We start from the raw sequence: 17,469 nt of genomic DNA on the forward strand, positions 1-17,469 counted from the left end.
GTCCGAAGACAACGGCACCATCAACGCCACCAGGCGACACCCCGATCAATCCCCAAGATCATCCCACAGCGTCGCACCGACCAGTTGAGACCAAGCGTGGGCTTCCGCCGAGCCCTCGGCGCCAGTCGGCTATCTCTTGACTGGCCCGAAAACCGCCACTCCCATGCGGTTTCGCGCGTCGATCACGCTGGACCCCCGCGACCGTGACGATCGAGGTGTTCGTCGGAGCCGACCTGCGGCCAAGAGTCCACGAGTTGGCCATTCGGTCGAACGCCCAGTTCCAGATCACCACCACGGTGCTGCGCCAAGTGCTGGTCGAGCAACTGCTCCGGGAAGCGGTGGCGAAGGCCGAGGTCCCGGTGAGCACCCTCCCGCCAGACACAATCTTGGGGACGCCACCGAAACCCGAGGCGGCAAGCGGGAAAGCCGAGACGGACGCGCAGACCGCGGCCCGGGTCTACTCCCAGGCAGTCACCTCCGGCAGTCCCGCGCCCGCGATGGCCGTGGCCCGGAAGATGGGGCGCTCACGGGCGCAAGTCGCCCGGTACCTGCGCAAGGCCCGCCAGATGGGGCTCTTGCCCGAACTCGCACCACCAGGTGCGGAGAACGATCGAGAGGAAGGACAGACGCACCAGTGAGTGATCCGATCAAGAAGATCACCTTGAAGAGCGGGGCGGTGAGATACCGCTTCGTCATCGATGTCGGGCGTGACCCGGAGACCAACAGGAGGCTGCAGAAGACCTTCACCTTCGACACCAAGCGAGAGGCCCGCGCCGAGTACGACAAGATCCGGCACCAAACCAACGAGGGCAGCTACGTCCGGCCTGCGAAGGTCACTGTGACCGAGTACCTGACCGGCTGGCTGGAAGGCGCCACTCGGGATCTCCGGAACTCCAGCAAGAGAAGCTACAAGGATGCGCTCCGACCAGCCTTCGAGCGGCTGGGGTCGACAGCGATGCAGAAGGTCACCAAGGCCGACATCGAGCGGATGGTCACCTGGATGGCAACCGAGGGCAGGCGACGCGGCGGAAAACCAGGCACCGGCCTCGGCCCGCGCAGCATCCAGCTCACACTCGGACGGCTCACCGCCGCGTTCGAGATGGCGATGCTGGAGGGCCTGATCCCCAGGAACGTGGCCAAGCTGGTGAAACCACCCAAGTATGAGCCCGGTGAGCCGGAGACCTGGTCGAAGGCCGAGGTGCACAGGTTTCTGGCCAAGGCCAAGAAGGATCGCCTCCATGCGGCCTGGCGGCTCTCGCTCTATGGCCTTCGGCGCGGCGAGGTCCTGGGCCTGCGGTGGAAGGACGTGGACTTCGGACCGTTCAGCGCGGTGTGCGGGAAGCACAGCGAACGTTGGTGTGCCGAGTGCTACGGCGCCAAGCACGCCACCGTCCATGTGCGGCAGTCGCGAGTGCTGGTCGAGGGCAAGATCCTGATCGAGCCGCCCAAGTCCAGGAACGGGTTCCGGAAGCTGCCGCTCGACGCCCGGTTGGCCGTCGCACTACGGGCGCTCAAGGTCGCGCAAGCGGCAGAGAAGCTGGCCGCGGGGGAAGGCTATGTCGACAGCGGCTACGTGGTCGTCAACGAACTCGGCCAGCCTGTTCACCCCGAGTGGTACTCCGACGAGTTCCAGCGGCTGTCGAAGCGTGCCGGAGTCAAGCGGATCGTCCTCCACGAGGGACGGCACACCACGCTGAGCCTGATGGAGAAGGCCGGTGTGCCGATCTCCATCATCAGCAAGTGGGCCGGGCACTACGACACCGCGTTCACGTACTCGACCTACGTGCACGCGGATGACGAGGACCTCAAAACCGGCACCGACGCCCTCGGCAGGATCTACAAGTAAGCAGTACAAGTGTTCGTGTGACACTGTGAGACAACGAGGCCCGGAAACAGAACAAGGCCTCGTCCCCATAACCGAGAACAAGGCCCTGACCTGGACTTACTTGGTGCGCCCGAAGGGATTCGAACCCCTAACCTTCTGATCCGTAGTCAGATGCTCTATCCGTTGAGCTACGGGCGCATGTTTAGTTGTCACCCGGCGAACCGGGTGTCCAGCGGAGGCTCCGGGATTTGAACCCGGGAGGGGCAGTTAACCCCAACCGCATTAGCAGTGCGGCGCCATAGACCAGACTAGGCGAAGCCTCCCGGGGCCCCAGGCCGCTCGGGAGATAAGACTACACAGGCCCCGGTCCGGCAAGCAAAACGCCCCCTCCTCAACGGCTGGTCCGCAGGTCAGAGGCGGGGGCGGCCTGGTGGGTTCCGCCATCCGCGGCCGCCCGGTTGTGGGGCCGTCGGCTACGTCGGAAGGTGGGGGTGCGGCACTAGAGTTACCCATGCCACACCCAGAAGGAGGGGCACCGATGGACAAAGTCGTCGCCAGCGCCGCCGACGCGGTCGCGGACATCCCGGACAGCGCGAGGTTGGCGGTTGGGGGGTTCGGGCTCTGTGGGATACCGACCGTGTTGATCGAGGCGTTGCTTGCCAGTGGGGTGAGTGGGCTGGATGTGGTGTCGAACAACTGCGGGGTGGACGACTGGGGGCTGGGGCTGCTGCTGCGTGAGCGGCGGATCGCGCGGATGACCAGTTCGTATGTGGGGGAGAACAAGGAGTTCGCGCGGCAGTACCTGGCTGGGGAGCTGGAGGTGGAGCTGACGCCGCAGGGGACGTTGGCGGAGCGGTTGCGGGCGGGTGGGGCCGGGATTCCGGCCTTCTACACCCGCACGGGGGTCGGCACGCAGGTGGCCGAGGGTGGGGTGCCGTGGCGGTATGACGACGCGGGCAACGTCGTGGTGGCTTCGCCGGTCAAGGAGGTTCGGGAGTTCGACGGGCTGGACTACGTGCTGGAGCGCGCGATCGTGTGCGACTTCGGGCTGGTGCGGGCCCGCAAGGGCGACCGGCACGGCAACCTGGTGTTCCACGCCACCGCGCGGAACTTCAACCCGTTGTGCGCGATGGCGGGCCGGGTGAGTATCGCGGAGGTCGAGGAGCTTGTGGAGCCGGGCGAGATCGAGCCGGACGAGGTGCACCTGCCGGGCATCTTCGTGCAGCGGGTGGTCGCGCTTACCGCCGAGCAGGCAGCGGACAAGCGCATCGAGCGTCGCACTGTCCGTCCGAAGCAGGAGGGCTGAGAACATGGCGCTGACCCGTGAGCAGATGGCCGCCCGTGCCGCGGCGGAGCTGTCGGATGGCTCTTATGTGAACCTGGGCATCGGGTTGCCGACGCTGGTGCCCAACTACGTGCCTGACAACGTCGAGATAGTGCTCCAGTCCGAGAACGGCATCCTCGGCGTGGGCGCTTACCCGGTCGACGGTGAGGAAGACCCGGATCTGATCAACGCGGGCAAGGAGACCGTGTCGCTGCGCCGGGGGGCGTCGTTCTTCGACTCCGCGCTGTCGTTCGCGATGATCCGGGGCGGGAAGGTCGACGCGGCGATCCTGGGCGCGATGCAGGTGTCCAAGGACGGCGACATCGCGAACTGGATGATCCCGGGCAAGATGGTCAAGGGCATGGGCGGCGCGATGGACCTGGTCCACGGCGCCAAGCTGGTCGTGGTGCTGATGGAGCACGTCGCCAAGGACGGCTCGTACAAGATCGTGGACGAGTGCTCGCTGCCCTACACCGGGCGGCGGGTGGCGCAGCGGATCATCACCGACCTCGCGGTCATCGACGTCACCGCCGACGGCCTGGTGCTGCGCGAACTCGCCCCGGGGGTGAGCGTGGACGAGGTGCGGGCGAAGACCGAGCCCGCGTTGGCCGTGGCCGCCGACCTGACCGAGATGGTGGCCTGACTTCAGAAGACCGACGCCACCAGGTCGCCCAGCCGCTGGGCGAGCCCCGCCGAGTCGGCCGGGGCGAGAGTGAGCCAGGCGACGCCGTCGCGCTGGGTGGGCAGGCACAGGTAGCGGCCCGCGGTCGTGTCGAACCAGTTCACCACATCGGTGCGGGTGCGGCGGCCGAGCGGGTCGAGGCTGTAGGCCGCCACCTGGCCGCCGCCGTGCCGGGAGTTCTCCACCAGGGTCGCGATGGTGCGCGTGTCCTGGCCGCTGACCCCGCCCTGGTCGAGCGCGCTCTCCAGCCCGCCGAGCCCGGACTCCACGTAGGCGTCCACGGCGTTGTTGAAGACCGCTTTCGGCAGCGTCACCGGCGTTCCGGGGCCCGCGTCCGCGTCGGGCAGCAACCCGGCGAGTTCGGCGACGAGCCCGCCGCCGCCCACCGGGCCGACCCTGATCCGGTCGCCGGACTGCACGGCGAGCACCGCATCGGCCCCTCTGCCCGCGCCGAGCACGCGCACGTTGCGGCCGACCGAGAGCAGGCCGTCGACGGTGAACTCGTTGCGCGCCAGCAGCACGAGATGGTCTTCCAGCCGCCGGTCGAGGTCGCGGCCGTCGTGCAGGCCGCGGGCGACCAGCCCCGCCACGACCTCGCCGCGCAACCGGTCGCGCTCGCCGACCGTCTCGCCGAACGAGGGCACGTCGATCGGGTACGGCCGTTCGGCGAACCCGAGCCCCTCCCAGATCAAGTCGAACTCGACCGCACTGAGTGAGGTGGCCATCACCGCAGGTGCGCGTCGAACCAGTTCAGCGCGCGCTGCCACGCCTCGAAAGCGCCCGCGGACTCGAACGGGAACCGCACCACGTCGGTGGCGATCTTCGCGGTGCTCGCCGCCTCGCGCAGCTTCTCGACCTGCTCAGCGGTGATGTCGTCGCCCTCTTCGCGGTACAGGCCCAGCCACGGGACGGTCAGGTCGCCCGCGATCTCGACCAGCGCGGGCAGGCCGTCGGCGAGCGGTTCGAGGATGCCGCCGCCCGCGATGGTGACGGCGGCGCCGATGATGCGGCGCGCGGCGACCACCATGGCGACCGCACCGCCGAACTCAAGGCCGATGACGCCGATCCGGTCCAGATTGACCTTGCGGCCGGAAAGCCAGGCGAAGGCGATGTCCGTCGCGGCCAGGACGGACTTGCCGGACAGCTCGCCGACCTTGTCGCGCGCCTCGTCGTGGCCCACCTCCGCCGACCCGGACTCGCCCCGGTACAGGTGCGGGACGACGACGAGCCACCCCTCGGCGGCCAGCCCCGCGACCATGCCGCGCACGGCGTCGGTGATGCCGCGCGCCTCGTGCAGGACCACGAGCCCGCCCCTGGTGACGCCATCCGGTTCGGCATAGGTGAGGCGCAGCGCACGGCCGTCGTCGAGCCGGAAATCCTCTGTGCGTGTCTGGGCCATGACATACCCAACCATGCGGGGGTTAATACCAGTCAACGTGATCACCCGCTCACCCATCCGCAGGAAGAGGGCCAAATGCCGCAGTGGCGGCGCGGAAACCGAACACTGGTGTCCGCTCTGTAGCATCTTGGGGCGCCACCTTGACGATGAGGAGCCCCGATGACCGTGCGAATCCGCGCCGACCTGGACTCGCTGCCCGGTTATGTGCCCGGCAAGAACATCCCCGGGGCGATCAAGCTCGCCAGCAACGAGGTCTCGCTCGGCCCGCTGCCCAGTGTGGTGACGGCCATCGCCGAGGCGGCGGAACGGATCAACCGCTACCCGGACAACGGTTCCGTGGAACTGGTGGCGCGGCTCGCGGCCAAGCTCGGCGTCGAAGCGGACCAGGTGGCCGTGGGCTGCGGCTCGGTGACGTTGTGCCAGCAGCTCATCCAGGCGACCTGCACCGCCGAGGACGAGGTCTTGTTCCCCTGGCGGTCGTTCGAGGCTTATCCGATCGTGGCGCATGTCGTCGGCGCCACCCAGGTGCGCGTGCCGCTCACCGCTGAACACGCTCTCGACGTGGACGCGATGATCGCTGCGGTCACCCCGTTGACGCGGCTGGTTTTCGTGTGCACGCCGAACAATCCGACCGGCACGGCCTTGCGACGGGCGGACTTGGAGCGGCTCATCGACGCGGTGCCCGAGGACGTGGTCGTCGTCATCGATGAGGCGTACCGCGAGTTCGTGGCCGACCCCGAGGTCCCCGACGGCGTCGAGGTCGCCAAGGCGCGGTGGGCGCGCGGGCGGGACAACGTGGCGGTGCTGCGCACGTTCTCCAAGGCGTACGGCCTCGCCGGGCTGCGCGTCGGGTACCTGGTGGCCGCGGCGCCGGTGGCCGCGGCCGTGCGCAAGGTGTTCGTGCCGTTCGGGGTGAACGCGCTCGCCCAGGTGGCCGCACTGTCCTCTTTGGACGCCGAAGCCGAGTTGCTGGCGCGCTGCGCGGGAATCGTCGCCGAACGCGGCCGGGTCCGCGCCGCGCTGATCGAGGCGGGCTACGACGTTCCGGAGACCGAGGCGAATTTCGTGTGGCTGCCACTGGGCGAGCGGACCGCGGCGTTCAACGAGCATTGCTTGGCGCACAAGGTGGTCGTGCGCGCGTTCGTCGGCGACGGCGCCCGGGTGACGATCAGCACACCGGACGAGAACGACGCTTTCCTTGCCGCCGCACTGAGTTTCCCGCGCTAGCGCGTCAGAATCTGGACGATCGCGGCGAGGCCGACGACCACGATCACCGCGCGCAGCACCACCGGGGACAGTTTGCGGCCGACCTTCGCGCCGAGCAGGCCGCCGACCATCGCGCCGACCGCGATGATCCCGACCGCGAGCCAGGCGACGTCGGCGACGAACACGAAGATCAGGCCCGCGACCAGGTTGACGATCGCGGCGAGGACGTTCTTGACCGCGTTGATCCGCTGCAACGTCTCGGCCATCAGGATTCCCATGAGCGCGAGCAGCAGAACCCCTTGCGCGGCGCCGAAATAGCCACCGTACACACCGGTCACGCACACACCGGCCAGCAGCGCGACACCGCCGTGCTCGTGCCGTTCGGACTGCCGTTCGGCCAGTTTCCGCGCCAGCCACGGCTGCGCGACGACCAGCACCAGCGCCAGGACGATCAGGATCGGCACGATCGTCTCGAACGCCCCCGGCGGCAGCACCAGCAGCAGCACGGCGCCGACGACACCGCCGACAAGCGACGCCGCGCCCAGCCGCAGCAGCCGCGGCCCCTGCCCGACCAGTTCCCTGCGGTACCCGATCGCGCCGGTCACCGACCCCGGCACCAGCCCGAGCGTGTTGGACACATTGGCCACGACCGGCGGGTAGCCCACGGCCAGCAGCGCCGGGAAAGTGACCAGCGTCCCCGACCCGACCACGGCGTTGATGCCACCGGCGAACACGCCAGCCAGCACCAGCCCGACAACCTCCCAGGCCGTCATCACGAACATCCCATCATCGGCACGAGGACGACCCTAACGCGTCTCACCGCCCGCCGATGATGTCGAGCATCTCGCGCTCCGCGTCATCGAGGTACGCCCGGAGCTGACTCTCGGCGCGCGCCGCGTCCCCCTCGGCCAGCGTGTCGACGATGGCGCGGTTGCGCGTCAGGTAACTCTCGTGGAACGCCCTCGGGTCGCCCATCTCGTGGAAGCCCAGGCGTAGCTCGGCGGCCACCTGGTGCATCAACTGGTCGATGCGCCTGCTGCCCGCGAGACCGGCGATCGCCTGGTGGAAGCGGAGATTCGCGGTGCCGACGTCCACCCAGCGCCCCGCGGCGGCGGCCTGCTCCGCCACTTCGACCGCCTTGGACAGCGCGGGAACCCCAGCCTCGCCCGCCGACAGCAGCGCCGCGCACTCGACCATGCGGCGGACCAGGAACAGGTCCCTGACGTCGTCGGCGTCGAGCCTGCGGACGAAGACGCCTCGGTTGAGCTTGTGCACGAGCAGCCGCTCATGGGTGAGCAGGCGGAACGCCTCGCGCAGGGTGTTGCGGGACACCTCCAGCGGCCCGATGAACGCCTCCTCGGACACCCGGCTCCCCGGCGGCAGCGCCCCTTCCAGGATCAGGTCACGCAGCACCATCGCGGCCGCGTCGGCCGCGCTGCCGCGCTCCCGCCGCCGCTCCGCCGCGAGTTCGGTGAGCCGACCGCCGATGTCCGCCGCAGCCACGCTTGCCTCCACTGCTCCGTAGATGCCCGCACGGTAATCATCCAATTGGCTGCTTGTCATATTGTTCAACAATCCTCAAGCTGAACCTTCTAACTGGAGTGCGGACGGACGGTTAACCAGGGCGACGAGAGCGGGGGCACGGCATGGCGAGCAGGGGTAGGCACAGCGGCGGGAACAAGGCAGGCGTCGACACAGGGGGACAGGTGGCCGACATGGCGGGCGGCGGCAGCGACCGGGCGGGCGCCGAGGCCGAGCCCGCTGCGGGCGACTCGACTGGGCGTCCGGCAGCGGCAGGCGCGGGCTGGTTCGGGTGGTTCCGGGAGTTGCCGGGGAAGGGGCGGAAGGCGTTCGTCGGGGCGTTTCTTGGGTACGGGCTGGACTCCTACGACTTCTGGGTGCTGCCGCTGGGCCTGGCGGCCATCGCGGGGACGTTCGGGCTCGACACCGGGCAGACCGGCCTGCTGTCCACCACCACACTGGTGTTCTCCGCGATCGGGGGCGTCGCCGCGGGCGTGCTGGCCGACCGGTTGGGGCGGGTGCGGACGCTGATGATCACCGTGGTGACGTACGCGGTGTTCACGGCGCTGTGCGGGCTGGCGCAGAACTACGAGACCCTGCTGGTGTTCCGGGCGTTGCAGGGCCTCGGCTTCGGCGGCGAATGGGCGACCGGGGCGATCCTGGTGGCCGAGTACACCAGCGCGCGGCATCGGGGGCGGGTGGCGTCGGTCATCCAGAGTTCGTGGGCGGTCGGCTGGGGCATGGCCGTCATCGCCTACACCGTCGTGTTCAACCTGGTCGACCCCGACCTGGCGTGGCGAATCCTGTTCTTCACCGGGGCGCTGCCCGCCCTGCTCGTCGTCTACCTGCGGCGCGGTATCGAGGACGCCCCGGTGTTCACCCGACACAAAGCCGAGGCCCGCGGATCGCTGGGGGCCATTTTCCGCCCGGACCTGCGCAAGACGACCATTTTCGCGTCATTGCTGGCAACCGGCTGCCAAGGCGGCTATTACACCCTCGCCACGTGGCTGCCCGCCTTTCTGAGCAAGGAACGCGGCCTCACCGTCATCGGCACGGGCGGGTATATGTTCTTCCTGATCAGCGGGGCTTTTCTCGGCTATCTCACCGGCGGCTATTTCACGGACCGGTTGGGGCGCAAGAACACTTTCCGCCTGTTCGCCGTCCTCAGCGCCGTGCTGATGACCCTCTACACCCAGCTTCCGCCGTCCTTGGGCACCTACGTGATGTACTTGGGATTCCCTCTGGGCTTCTGCTCGTCGGCGATCTTCAGCGGCTTCGGCGCCTACCTGGCCGAGCTGTACCCAAGCCGGGCGCGGGGCGCGGGCCCCGGCTTCACCTACAACTTCGGCCGCGCGGTGGGCGCGTTCTTCCCCACCGTCATCGGCTTTGTCGCCCTGCGCTACGGAATCGGCGGCGCGATGGGCTTCGGCGCGCTCGCCTATGCGGTCGCTTTCGTGTCCCTGTTCGGCCTCCCCGAAACCCGCGACCGAGAATTGTCCTAAGTGGAGGATTTGATGCAAACTCCGAAGGAAGCCCGCGCAGCTTTCCGTTCCGGCACAGTCGCTTCCACCTCCGGCTGGGCCAACGGCCACGTCCAGGCGAACCTCATCGCCCTGCCGAAGGACCACGCCTTCGACATGCTCCTGTTCGCCCAGCGCAACCCGAAACCGTGCCCACTGCTGGAAGTCACCGACCCCGGCTCCTGGCACACCGACCTCGCCGACGCCGACCTCCGCACCGACCTCCCCCGCTACCGCGTCTGGCGAAACGGCACCGTGGTCGACGAACCCACCTCCGTCAAAGAGCACTGGCGCCCAGACCTGGTGACCTTCCTCATCGGCTGCAGCTTCACCTTCGAGGCCGCCCTGTCCGCAGCCGGAATCCCCCTGCGGCACGTAGAAGCGGGCACCACAGTTCCCATGTACCGAACCACTCGCCCCTGCCGCGCCGCCGGTTCCCTTTCCGGCCCCCTGGTCGTCTCCATGCGCCCCATCCCCGCGGATCTGGTGGCCACCGCCGTTCAAGTGAGCGCCCAGATCCCCGCAGCCCACGGCGCCCCCGTCCACATAGGCTCACCCGAATCCCTGGGCGTGACCCTGAACTCCCCCGACTACGGCGACCCCGTAACACTCCACGACGGCGACATCCCCGTCTTCTGGGCCTGCGGCGTCACCCCCCAAGCAGCACTAGCGACGAGCCGAATCCCCTTCGCCATCACCCATGCTCCAGGTCACATGCTCATCACCGACATACGGGAAACCACTTACCGATCAGAACCTGAAGGTGACTCGAACATCAAGATTTGAACGTGGCGCGTAACCGGCATCCTGATCGGGTGGATGTACCAGGCAAGACAGCAGCGCCCGAAAGCAACCACTGGCCAGCATGGATAGTGATCGGCGTGATCTGGTTGCTGCTCACCATCGCGGGCCTCACGGGCAGCGGGTTCGATCCCATGCTGGTGCTTTGTTCCCCCACCCGCCGTGACGATCGCGGCTGTGGCGCTGATCGTCGGGCGGGCCAGAGGGCATTCCTGCCGAACCGCGCCACGGCGGGGCGGGCTTGGCCGCGGCACTGGTCCTGCTCACCGTGGGCGCGGCACTCACACCGGCGCCAGCCAAGCAACCGGTGGCCGCCCCGCAACCACCACAACACCGGCGGCCACAGCACCACGGTCGTCCCCACTGCGACGACCACGACCACCACCGCTGCGGTCGTCCCGCCTCCAGCCGCAACCAAGATCTCAACCACCCGTCTCCCGGCCCCGAAACCGACCACTACGACCCCGAGCCACCGCCCCCGACTCCCACCCGTCCTACCCAACCCTGTGCATCCCAGTCGGCTCCCGACCTCGACTGCCCGGACATCACGCGAAGAGCTTCCCTGTCCACGCCCCGGCCCTCACCACCTCGACTGACAAGACAATGACAGGATATGTTGCGAACCGAACTGACAGAGGGCTTCCGCAAGGCCGACCAGTCAGAAACTGCGCCTTCATCAACACGGGACCCGCCACCTTGGCGGGTCCCGTTCGCACCAACTTGGTTAGAGAGCGGAGGCGGAGGGTTTTGAACCCCAGGCCTTTGCGGGTCTTCCGCTTTCAGGCTGTACTTTGATCATTCGAGCCGTTCCCAATCCTCCCGCGCTGGTGCGTTGCGGCTGGTAGCCTAGTTGGGCTGGTCCGGACTGAGTCGTGCCCGTCGCTATACTTGTCGTTACACGTCTGGCCTCATCCCACGAGGGTGGGGCCTCGGTGTCTTCCCCGTCGGCTGGGAAGGCACCGCAGACCGACCCTGAACCGGCGGCCGAGCTGTGAGGTAGCCTCCTTGGAGGCTACCTGCCCGGCGAGGGCATCTCTTCGTCACCTACTCCACGTAACACGCTGCTGGCGGAGCGCGCCCCTGTGCCTACGGGCAATACGGCACTCCTGGCATACGCGCTGCCCGTGGTGGCTCGCGGACTCGCGGCGGCAACCGAGGCTGCGCCGCGCGGACGTCCGGCCGTAGCGAAGCGGCGGGCCGGACCGTGCCGCGATGGATACAACACCGGTGCCAGCGCGACAGGCCCACCGAGCGCGCCGCCACGGGCGGTGCGCCTTGATCCCTAGAGCCAGGCTCGGCAAGACTGTAGGAACGCAGCGCAGGGTCCGAAGATGGGAGCCAACGTGTCCTACTGGCTATATGACTGGATAGACGAAGAGGGCGTGAAGGACGAGAATGACGTGCCGCGCGTCTTGGCAACCCGGAAGGGCATGCAGCGACTCATAGACGCCATATCAGCTCCCCGACGTATAGCAAAGTCCATTCCAGACGCCTATCATCAAATAGTGGCGGGCCCTGGTCTTGACCTGAGCGGGCAATTTACTTGCAACGGCCCAAACTGCATGAGAAATGATGCAGAAGAGGCCATCCGTCGAGCATGGTTCTATTTTGACAGAGTGGTCGTCGTCGGCTTGCCTCGATCAAGGATGCAATTTAGTCTCAACGCGGGAGACTACGACGGCGTCTTCAATTCTGTGAAAGACCATGTAGGCTTGGCATTGCACCTGCGTTCCATCGGAGCAGATGAACTATTCATATACACAACGGAGCCAGCCTACTGCGAAGAGCATCTGAATATACATGCCTCCGAGGTTGGACTAGAAGGTCTAGTCGGCATGGTAGAGGAAGTTCGACAATACATTCGAAAAGACGCTCAAATAGCCGTGAGAACGTCGAAAAAATCCGGTGACGTTGAAGCTCGAATATCTAGCCCAGGACTCGACACCTTAATCGTGCGGAAGCTGGACAAGGACGAGCAACAGGGGGGTCCAGATAAGGTCCTAGACCAATGGGCAATGCAATACAGTCGTCAGTATGCCGCCTTTCTTGTTTCCAGCGCTCGGACTGCGCGTATAAATGAGGCAGCACTCGGACAATCGACAACACTGGCAGAAGTTGTACAGGCGGACATACTGAAGCCAACCGTCGAGCAGGTCGCATTCAATCTAGTACTTCCTACCATTGAAAATGCCCCCATTGCCGAACTGATCGCTTTTCGGAAAAATGAGGCCTCCGACTTTGATGCGTTCAGGCTGGCCCTGAAGAAGGCGATCACAGAGCGCGTCAAGGCGCAACCCACAAGCGACGCCAATGTGATGGCTGCGGAAATTTCCGAGGACATCATCGGACCCGCAATCAACGAACTGGACCGCAAAACGTCTCGAGCGGCAGAGACGCTCGGCAAACGTTCGACAGCATCTCTAGGAGTAGGAGGCGTTCTAACAACGGTCGGCCTATTGGCATTCACTCCACTGGTTGTTCCTGGAATTGTCGTTGCCGCTGGCGGTCTCGTCGCAAGCTTGAACGACTATCTGAAGGATCGAAAAGAAGTTCAACTATCCGATATGCATTTCTTGTGGAACTTCTCCAACAATCGCAAGCTTCACTAGTCACGGACAGGAAGGATGGCGATCAGAATCGAGGCCGCACTATGCGTAGCATAGCTGATTGATGTATCCAAAGATTTCGAAACTCGTCGATTGAAACCCAAAGCGCCTCGCTAGATTCGGAACTAACCGAGAGGCCCCCCCTGTCGGAACTCGCCGTCGTTATTATGCGATGGCATGCTCAGGATTGCTACGGATTTTGACCGAATCCGTAACTGTTACCTGTTACCAGTTTCCTCCCGAACCTCCCACACGGCCGCCTGTGTGAGCGTTTCGCCTGGCTCGAGTTGGCCACCGAGCGTAGAGTACAGCAGGTTGTCCGTCCTGCGGATCAAGCAAACACTTATCGTCATTTAGAACGAACCCAGCTATGTAGCGATGTTATTCGACTCGGGCGCGCTATCATCGCTTAGGTAGTCACGACGAACACTTTGTCTTCTTCAAACTCGACTCTCCGGAAAGAGCCCACACAGTTTCAAACTCTCCGGATATGTTCGAACCGGTCTCCCTCGGAGAGACGGCGAAGATGGAGGCTGGGAGTGTGTACACCTTGAAATCCCTAGACGTCAGCGTTGATGATAATTCGTCGTCGAAGCAGAAGATGCTATTATAGAGGGTTATGCGATGGAAGCACATTTCGACGCCGCCTACCTTGATGAGGGGACGGTAAAACGCGAAAGCGTTGCGGATGCGGGCGGCGAGGGCATGGTCGCCTAGTTGTCCCTCTTCGCTGCGGGCGGCTACTTCGGGGCTGTCTGAGTCACCGAACAGGAGGCGGATGCGGGCTCCGTTGGCGACCTTCTTGCTCAGGCCTTGATGAATCGTGCGATACGATGTCAATCGGGGTTGACATTTGAGCAAGCGAAGACTCTTTTCGCGGCAGCGCGGGGTGGTCGGCTGAAGCCCTCTACGTCCTAGCCCTCTACATGGGACTCGGGCAGGGTGAACTTGGGCCTTCGCTGGTCGGATATCGACTGGAGCCGCTGGGATAGGAAGTGTGCGGCGCACCGATGAAGTTCTGCGAAGACTGCGCAGACAAGCATTCACCGAGCTTTCGCATTCAGCAGACACTTCAGCAGGTCGGGTCCGAACTGTGGCTCGTCCCGCCGAAGACGGAGACCTCGCAGCGGGTCTATCGGCTCATCCGAGCCTGCGCCGAGGCGCTGTTGGATCACTGAGACCGGCAGGACGACGAGCGGGACCAGGCAGAGGTGAGGGAGGAGTCCGGCATGATCTTCACCACACTGACCGGCGTCTGATTGCCCCCTCGAACTTGCGATCGAGTCGGCACCCGCTGTGGGATCGTGCGGGCTTGGAGGGCGTGCGGCTGCGTAACTTGCGGCATTCCTGCATGACTCTGCTCCAGCGCCTCGGCGTTCCACCGCACATCGTTCGGGATGTCGGGCACTCGAACATCGACGTGACCGTAATGATCTACCCGTCGGTCACGCCTAGACGAATAAGCGGGGATGCGCTGAGGCGGTTGTCGGATGAGTTAGATACTGGCTGAACAGCCGATACATGGCCGATCAGGCACGTTGCTACCCCAAAGGGGTGTCGACCATCCACTTGGAATGATCGACACCCCAGCTGAGCTGCGGAGGCGGAGGGATTTGAACCCCCGGACCCTTGCGGGTCTTCCGCTTTCAAGGCGGATGCATTCGGCCGCTCTGCCACGCCTCCCTACCCGATCAGCGTAACGAAGTCACTGGCTCAGGTGAGGTCGAGGTGCTCGATGACGCGCTCGAAGAGGGCCGCGACCACCTCCTGCTCCGCCGGTGACATCAGGTCGACCAGGTGTTCGCGGACGCCTTGGACGTGGACGGGGGCGGCGGTGCGGAGCATGTCCATGCCCTTGGGGGTGAGTTCGGCGACTACGCCTCGGGCGTCTTCGGCGCAGTTGAGGCGGCGGACGAAGCCTGCTTTCTCCAGGCGGGAGATCTGGTGGGAAAGTCTGCTCTTGGACGAGGCGAGCTGGCCCGCGAGCTGGCTCATGCGCATCTGCCAGCCTTCGCGCTCGGAGAGGCGCACCAGCACCTCGTAGTCCGGCAGCGCCAGACCGTGCTTCTCTTGGAGTTCCCGGTTGAGCTGCTGGCGCAGCAGTTCGCTGGCGATGACGTAGGCGCGCCAGGCGCGCATCTCGTCTGGGTCCAGCCACCGGGGTTCGGCACTCACGGATGTCACGCGTCCCAGGCTACGGTGTACGGCCCGCTGGGCTGGTCTTCGGCATCGGCAGACGGCAGACTCCGACTCCATCTGCCCGATCGGGTGATCATGGTGTTTGGGGGACGGAGGACTGATGAGCTTTTCCACTCGGGTCTCGGCGGTGCTGGCCGCGGCTGCCCTTACCGTCGCCGGGGTGGTGGGGGCCGTGGGGGCGGACGCGGCGGACCGGCCCCTGGGGACCGACCTGCGGTTGATCGCGTTCAACGACTTCCACGGCAACCTGGCGCCGCCCGCCGGGTCTTCTGGGCGGGTGACGCTGCCGGACGGCAAGACCGTCGACGCTGGTGGGGCCGCCTACCTGGCCACGCACGTCGCGCGGTTGCGGGGGGAGGTCGACAGGTCGCTGGTCCTGTCCGCCGGGGACAACATCGGGGCGTCGCCGCTGACGTCGGCGCTGTTCCACGACGAGCCGACCGTGGAGTTCCTCAACCGGATCGGGGTGGCGGCCACCACGATCGGCAACCACGAGTTCGACGAGGGCTACCGGGAGTTGCAGCGCATGCAGTTCGGCGGCTGCCACCCCACCGACGGGTGCCAGTTCCGGCCCAAGTTCCACGGCTCCCGCTTCCCTTACCTGGGCGCGAACATCGCCTTCGACAGCGGCGCGCCCGCCGCGCTGCCGTTCACCATCAAGACCGTCGACGGGGTGCCGGTGGGCGTCATCGGGGTGACGCTGAAGGACCTGCCATCCGTGGTGACGCCCGAGGCCGTCGCCGGCTTCACGTTCGGCGACGAGGTCGAGGCGCTGGACCGCACGTCCCGGCTGCTCGACCGGGTCGGTGTGCGCACGCAGGTCGTGCTCATGCACCAGGGCGACAACACCGAGGGCGGCGGGCCGGACGACTGCCGCACCGTCCCCGGCCCGGCCCGGCGGATCGCGACCGCGGCGTCTCCGTCGATCGACGTGTTCTTCACCGGCCACAGCCACCAGCAGTACAACTGCGTCGTGGACGACCCGGCGGGCAACCCGCGCCCGCTGATCCAGGGCTCGTCCTTCGGCAGGCTCCTGTCCGTGGTCGACCTCAAAATCGACAAGCGGTCCCGCGACGTGCTGCGCGCGGAGACCGTGGCGCACAACGAGATCGTCACCCGCACCGTCCCCGCCGACCCGGCGGTCGCCGCGCTGGTGGACGAGGCGTCGGCCAAGTCGGCGCCGATCGCGAACCGGCAGGTCGGGGCCATCTCCGCCGACCTGGTGCGGGCGGGCGCCCCTTCGGGTGAGTCGCCGCTGGGCGATGTGATCGCCGACGCGCAACTCGCCGCGACCGCGGGCAACCAGGCGCAGATCGCCATGACCAACCCGGGCGGCATCCGCACCGACCTGACCTACGCCTCGTCGCCAGCGGGCGAGGGCAACGGTGTGGTGACCTACGGCGAGGCGTTCGCGGTGCAGCCGTTCGGCAACATCATGCAGACCGTCACGCTGCCCGGCGCGCAGATCAAGGCCGTGCTGGAGCAGCAGTGGCAGCCGCAGCCCAACGGCACGACGCTGACCCGCTTCCTCCAGGTCTCCTCGACCCTGACCTACACCTGGTCGCGGTCGGCGGGCCAGGGCAACCGGGTCTCGAACATCGCCATAGCGGGTCAACCGCTCGACCCGGCCGCCACTTACCGGGTGTCGGTGAACAACTTCCTCGCCGCGGGCGGCGACGGCTTCACCGAACTCGCCAAGGGCACGGACCTGACCGGCGGGCCGGTCGACCTCGACGCGTTCACCGCCTACCTCTCGGCCAACCCGAACCTGTCGCCGCCGCCCCCGACCCGGGTGACGGTCATCCCCTAGGGCGGCGACCGTCCCAGCCGGACACAAGATCGTCCGATTCGGACAGTGATGGGAAACTTCACCAATTCAGGGACGGTGAGAAGACTTGTCAACGGCCGCGGTCGGGCGCAACATGGGAGTGACGGCTGGCTCCGGTGAAAACGTGTGAAACAGCAGTCTGATGTGACCGGTCACCGTGCCCGCCGAGAAAGGGTAGGTGGTGCCGTGGCGAAGCAGAGAATCACCGTAGTGGTCCGCGGCCTGCCGCGACCCCGTGGCTGAGCCGACAGTATCGACCCGGTCGCGGCTGTGAGCGGCAGCTCGACGAGTCTTCGAGTGCGCGGGTGCGCGGGACGCGCCTAGTCAGCACCTCGACGATGTTGAACCCCGCATCGGACGCGTCTTCTGATCCGCCCGGCAGGGATCCACGCCAACCGACGAGGGTGGCGGGCCGCTACGACGTGTGGGACACCTGGGTGGGGGGGGGGGGGGGGGGGGGGCCCCCGGGGGGGGGGTGGGCGGCCGCCCCAAACAAGCTGGGTCTGGTGGCGGAAGGTGGCGTCCGCTACCCGCTGTTGCGTACCCCCTCTCTTTTTT

15 protein-coding genes and 3 tRNA genes are annotated in these 17,469 nt (G+C 66.4%); 9 read left to right on the forward strand and 9 right to left on the reverse strand.

Annotation, left to right across the window (positions count from 1 at the left end; all coding sequences use genetic code 11):
* The first annotated feature begins 203 nt into the window (after positions 1 to 203).
* The gene (locus ACZ6SD_RS21930) at positions 204 to 638 is read left to right on the forward strand and encodes a hypothetical protein (RefSeq protein WP_465318830.1); all 435 of its coding nucleotides are present in this window, start codon (positions 204 to 206) and stop codon (positions 636 to 638) included.
* A complete protein-coding gene (locus tag ACZ6SD_RS21935; protein WP_465318831.1) occupies positions 635 to 1,846 on the forward strand; it encodes a tyrosine-type recombinase/integrase in 1,212 nt (403 codons plus the stop codon). Before ACZ6SD_RS21930 ends, ACZ6SD_RS21935 begins: the two co-directional genes overlap by 4 nt.
* 101 nt (positions 1,847 to 1,947) lie before the next feature.
* Here ACZ6SD_RS21935 and ACZ6SD_RS21940 read toward each other — a convergent pair.
* Both ACZ6SD_RS21940 and ACZ6SD_RS21945 read right to left on the reverse strand, forming a co-directional pair.
* Positions 1,948 to 2,023: transfer RNA gene (locus tag ACZ6SD_RS21940), tRNA-Arg, on the reverse strand.
* Between the two features lie 35 nt (positions 2,024 to 2,058).
* Positions 2,059 to 2,148: transfer RNA gene (locus ACZ6SD_RS21945), tRNA-Ser, on the reverse strand.
* Between the two features lie 215 nt (positions 2,149 to 2,363).
* On the opposite strand from ACZ6SD_RS21945, the gene ACZ6SD_RS21950 reads away from it, so the two are divergent.
* The gene (locus ACZ6SD_RS21950) at positions 2,364 to 3,131 is read left to right on the forward strand and encodes a CoA transferase subunit A (protein ID WP_465318832.1); all 768 of its coding nucleotides are present in this window, start codon (positions 2,364 to 2,366) and stop codon (positions 3,129 to 3,131) included.
* Between the two features lie 4 nt (positions 3,132 to 3,135).
* Entirely contained in the window at positions 3,136 to 3,792 is a 657-nt protein-coding gene (locus tag ACZ6SD_RS21955) for a CoA transferase subunit B (protein ID WP_465318833.1), read from the forward strand.
* A 2-nt stretch (positions 3,793 to 3,794) separates the two neighbouring features.
* On the opposite strand, the gene ACZ6SD_RS21960 is transcribed toward ACZ6SD_RS21955, so the two are convergent.
* Positions 3,795 to 4,556 (reverse strand): ESX secretion-associated protein EspG, encoded by a 762-nt coding sequence (locus tag ACZ6SD_RS21960; protein ID WP_465318834.1) that lies wholly within the window; start codon positions 4,554 to 4,556, stop codon positions 3,795 to 3,797.
* Complete coding sequence (locus ACZ6SD_RS21965; RefSeq protein WP_465318835.1) at positions 4,556 to 5,230, reverse strand: dienelactone hydrolase family protein; 675 nt, start codon at positions 5,228 to 5,230, stop codon at positions 4,556 to 4,558. Before ACZ6SD_RS21965 ends, ACZ6SD_RS21960 begins: the two co-directional genes overlap by 1 nt.
* A 159-nt stretch (positions 5,231 to 5,389) precedes the next feature.
* On the opposite strand from ACZ6SD_RS21965, the gene hisC reads away from it, so the two are divergent.
* A complete protein-coding gene (hisC, locus tag ACZ6SD_RS21970) occupies positions 5,390 to 6,457 on the forward strand; it encodes a histidinol-phosphate transaminase (protein ID WP_465318836.1) in 1,068 nt (355 codons plus the stop codon).
* Here hisC and ACZ6SD_RS21975 read toward each other — a convergent pair.
* On the reverse strand, positions 6,454 to 7,209 hold the full coding sequence (locus tag ACZ6SD_RS21975; protein WP_465318837.1) for a sulfite exporter TauE/SafE family protein: 756 nt from the start codon (positions 7,207 to 7,209) through the stop codon (positions 6,454 to 6,456). The genes hisC and ACZ6SD_RS21975 overlap by 4 nt on opposite strands.
* Before the next feature lie 43 nt (positions 7,210 to 7,252).
* The gene (locus ACZ6SD_RS21980) at positions 7,253 to 7,939 is read right to left on the reverse strand and encodes a GntR family transcriptional regulator (protein ID WP_465318838.1); all 687 of its coding nucleotides are present in this window, start codon (positions 7,937 to 7,939) and stop codon (positions 7,253 to 7,255) included.
* 143 nt (positions 7,940 to 8,082) lie between these two features.
* Between ACZ6SD_RS21980 and ACZ6SD_RS21985 the strand changes: the two genes are divergently transcribed.
* The 3 genes from ACZ6SD_RS21985 to ACZ6SD_RS21995 all read left to right on the forward strand — a co-directional run bounded on the left by ACZ6SD_RS21985 (position 8,083) and on the right by ACZ6SD_RS21995 (position 12,887).
* Entirely contained in the window at positions 8,083 to 9,459 is a 1,377-nt protein-coding gene (locus tag ACZ6SD_RS21985) for an MFS transporter (RefSeq protein WP_465318839.1), read from the forward strand.
* A 12-nt stretch (positions 9,460 to 9,471) separates the two neighbouring features.
* Positions 9,472 to 10,263, forward strand: coding sequence for a putative hydro-lyase (locus tag ACZ6SD_RS21990; protein WP_465318840.1), 792 nt, complete (start codon positions 9,472 to 9,474; stop codon positions 10,261 to 10,263).
* A gap of 1,346 nt (positions 10,264 to 11,609) precedes the next feature.
* Complete coding sequence (locus tag ACZ6SD_RS21995; RefSeq protein WP_465318841.1) at positions 11,610 to 12,887, forward strand: hypothetical protein; 1,278 nt, start codon at positions 11,610 to 11,612, stop codon at positions 12,885 to 12,887.
* Between the two features lie 215 nt (positions 12,888 to 13,102).
* Here the strand turns inward: ACZ6SD_RS21995 and ACZ6SD_RS22000 are convergent, their stop codons facing one another.
* The 3 genes from ACZ6SD_RS22000 to ACZ6SD_RS22010 form a co-directional block, all read right to left on the reverse strand.
* A complete protein-coding gene (locus ACZ6SD_RS22000; protein WP_465318842.1) occupies positions 13,103 to 13,237 on the reverse strand; it encodes an NUDIX domain-containing protein in 135 nt (44 codons plus the stop codon).
* A gap of 1,245 nt (positions 13,238 to 14,482) precedes the next feature.
* Positions 14,483 to 14,567 (reverse strand) — tRNA-Ser (locus ACZ6SD_RS22005).
* A 30-nt stretch (positions 14,568 to 14,597) separates the two neighbouring features.
* On the reverse strand, positions 14,598 to 15,068 hold the full coding sequence (locus ACZ6SD_RS22010; RefSeq protein ID WP_465318843.1) for a MarR family winged helix-turn-helix transcriptional regulator: 471 nt from the start codon (positions 15,066 to 15,068) through the stop codon (positions 14,598 to 14,600).
* A gap of 115 nt (positions 15,069 to 15,183) precedes the next feature.
* Here ACZ6SD_RS22010 and ACZ6SD_RS22015 point away from each other — a divergent pair, with 115 nt between their 5' ends.
* Positions 15,184 to 16,893, forward strand: coding sequence for a bifunctional metallophosphatase/5'-nucleotidase (locus ACZ6SD_RS22015; protein WP_465318844.1), 1,710 nt, complete (start codon positions 15,184 to 15,186; stop codon positions 16,891 to 16,893).
* The last annotated feature ends 576 nt before the right edge of the window (positions 16,894 to 17,469 follow it).

It is taken from the genome of Actinokineospora sp. NPDC051303 (assembly GCF_055586285.1).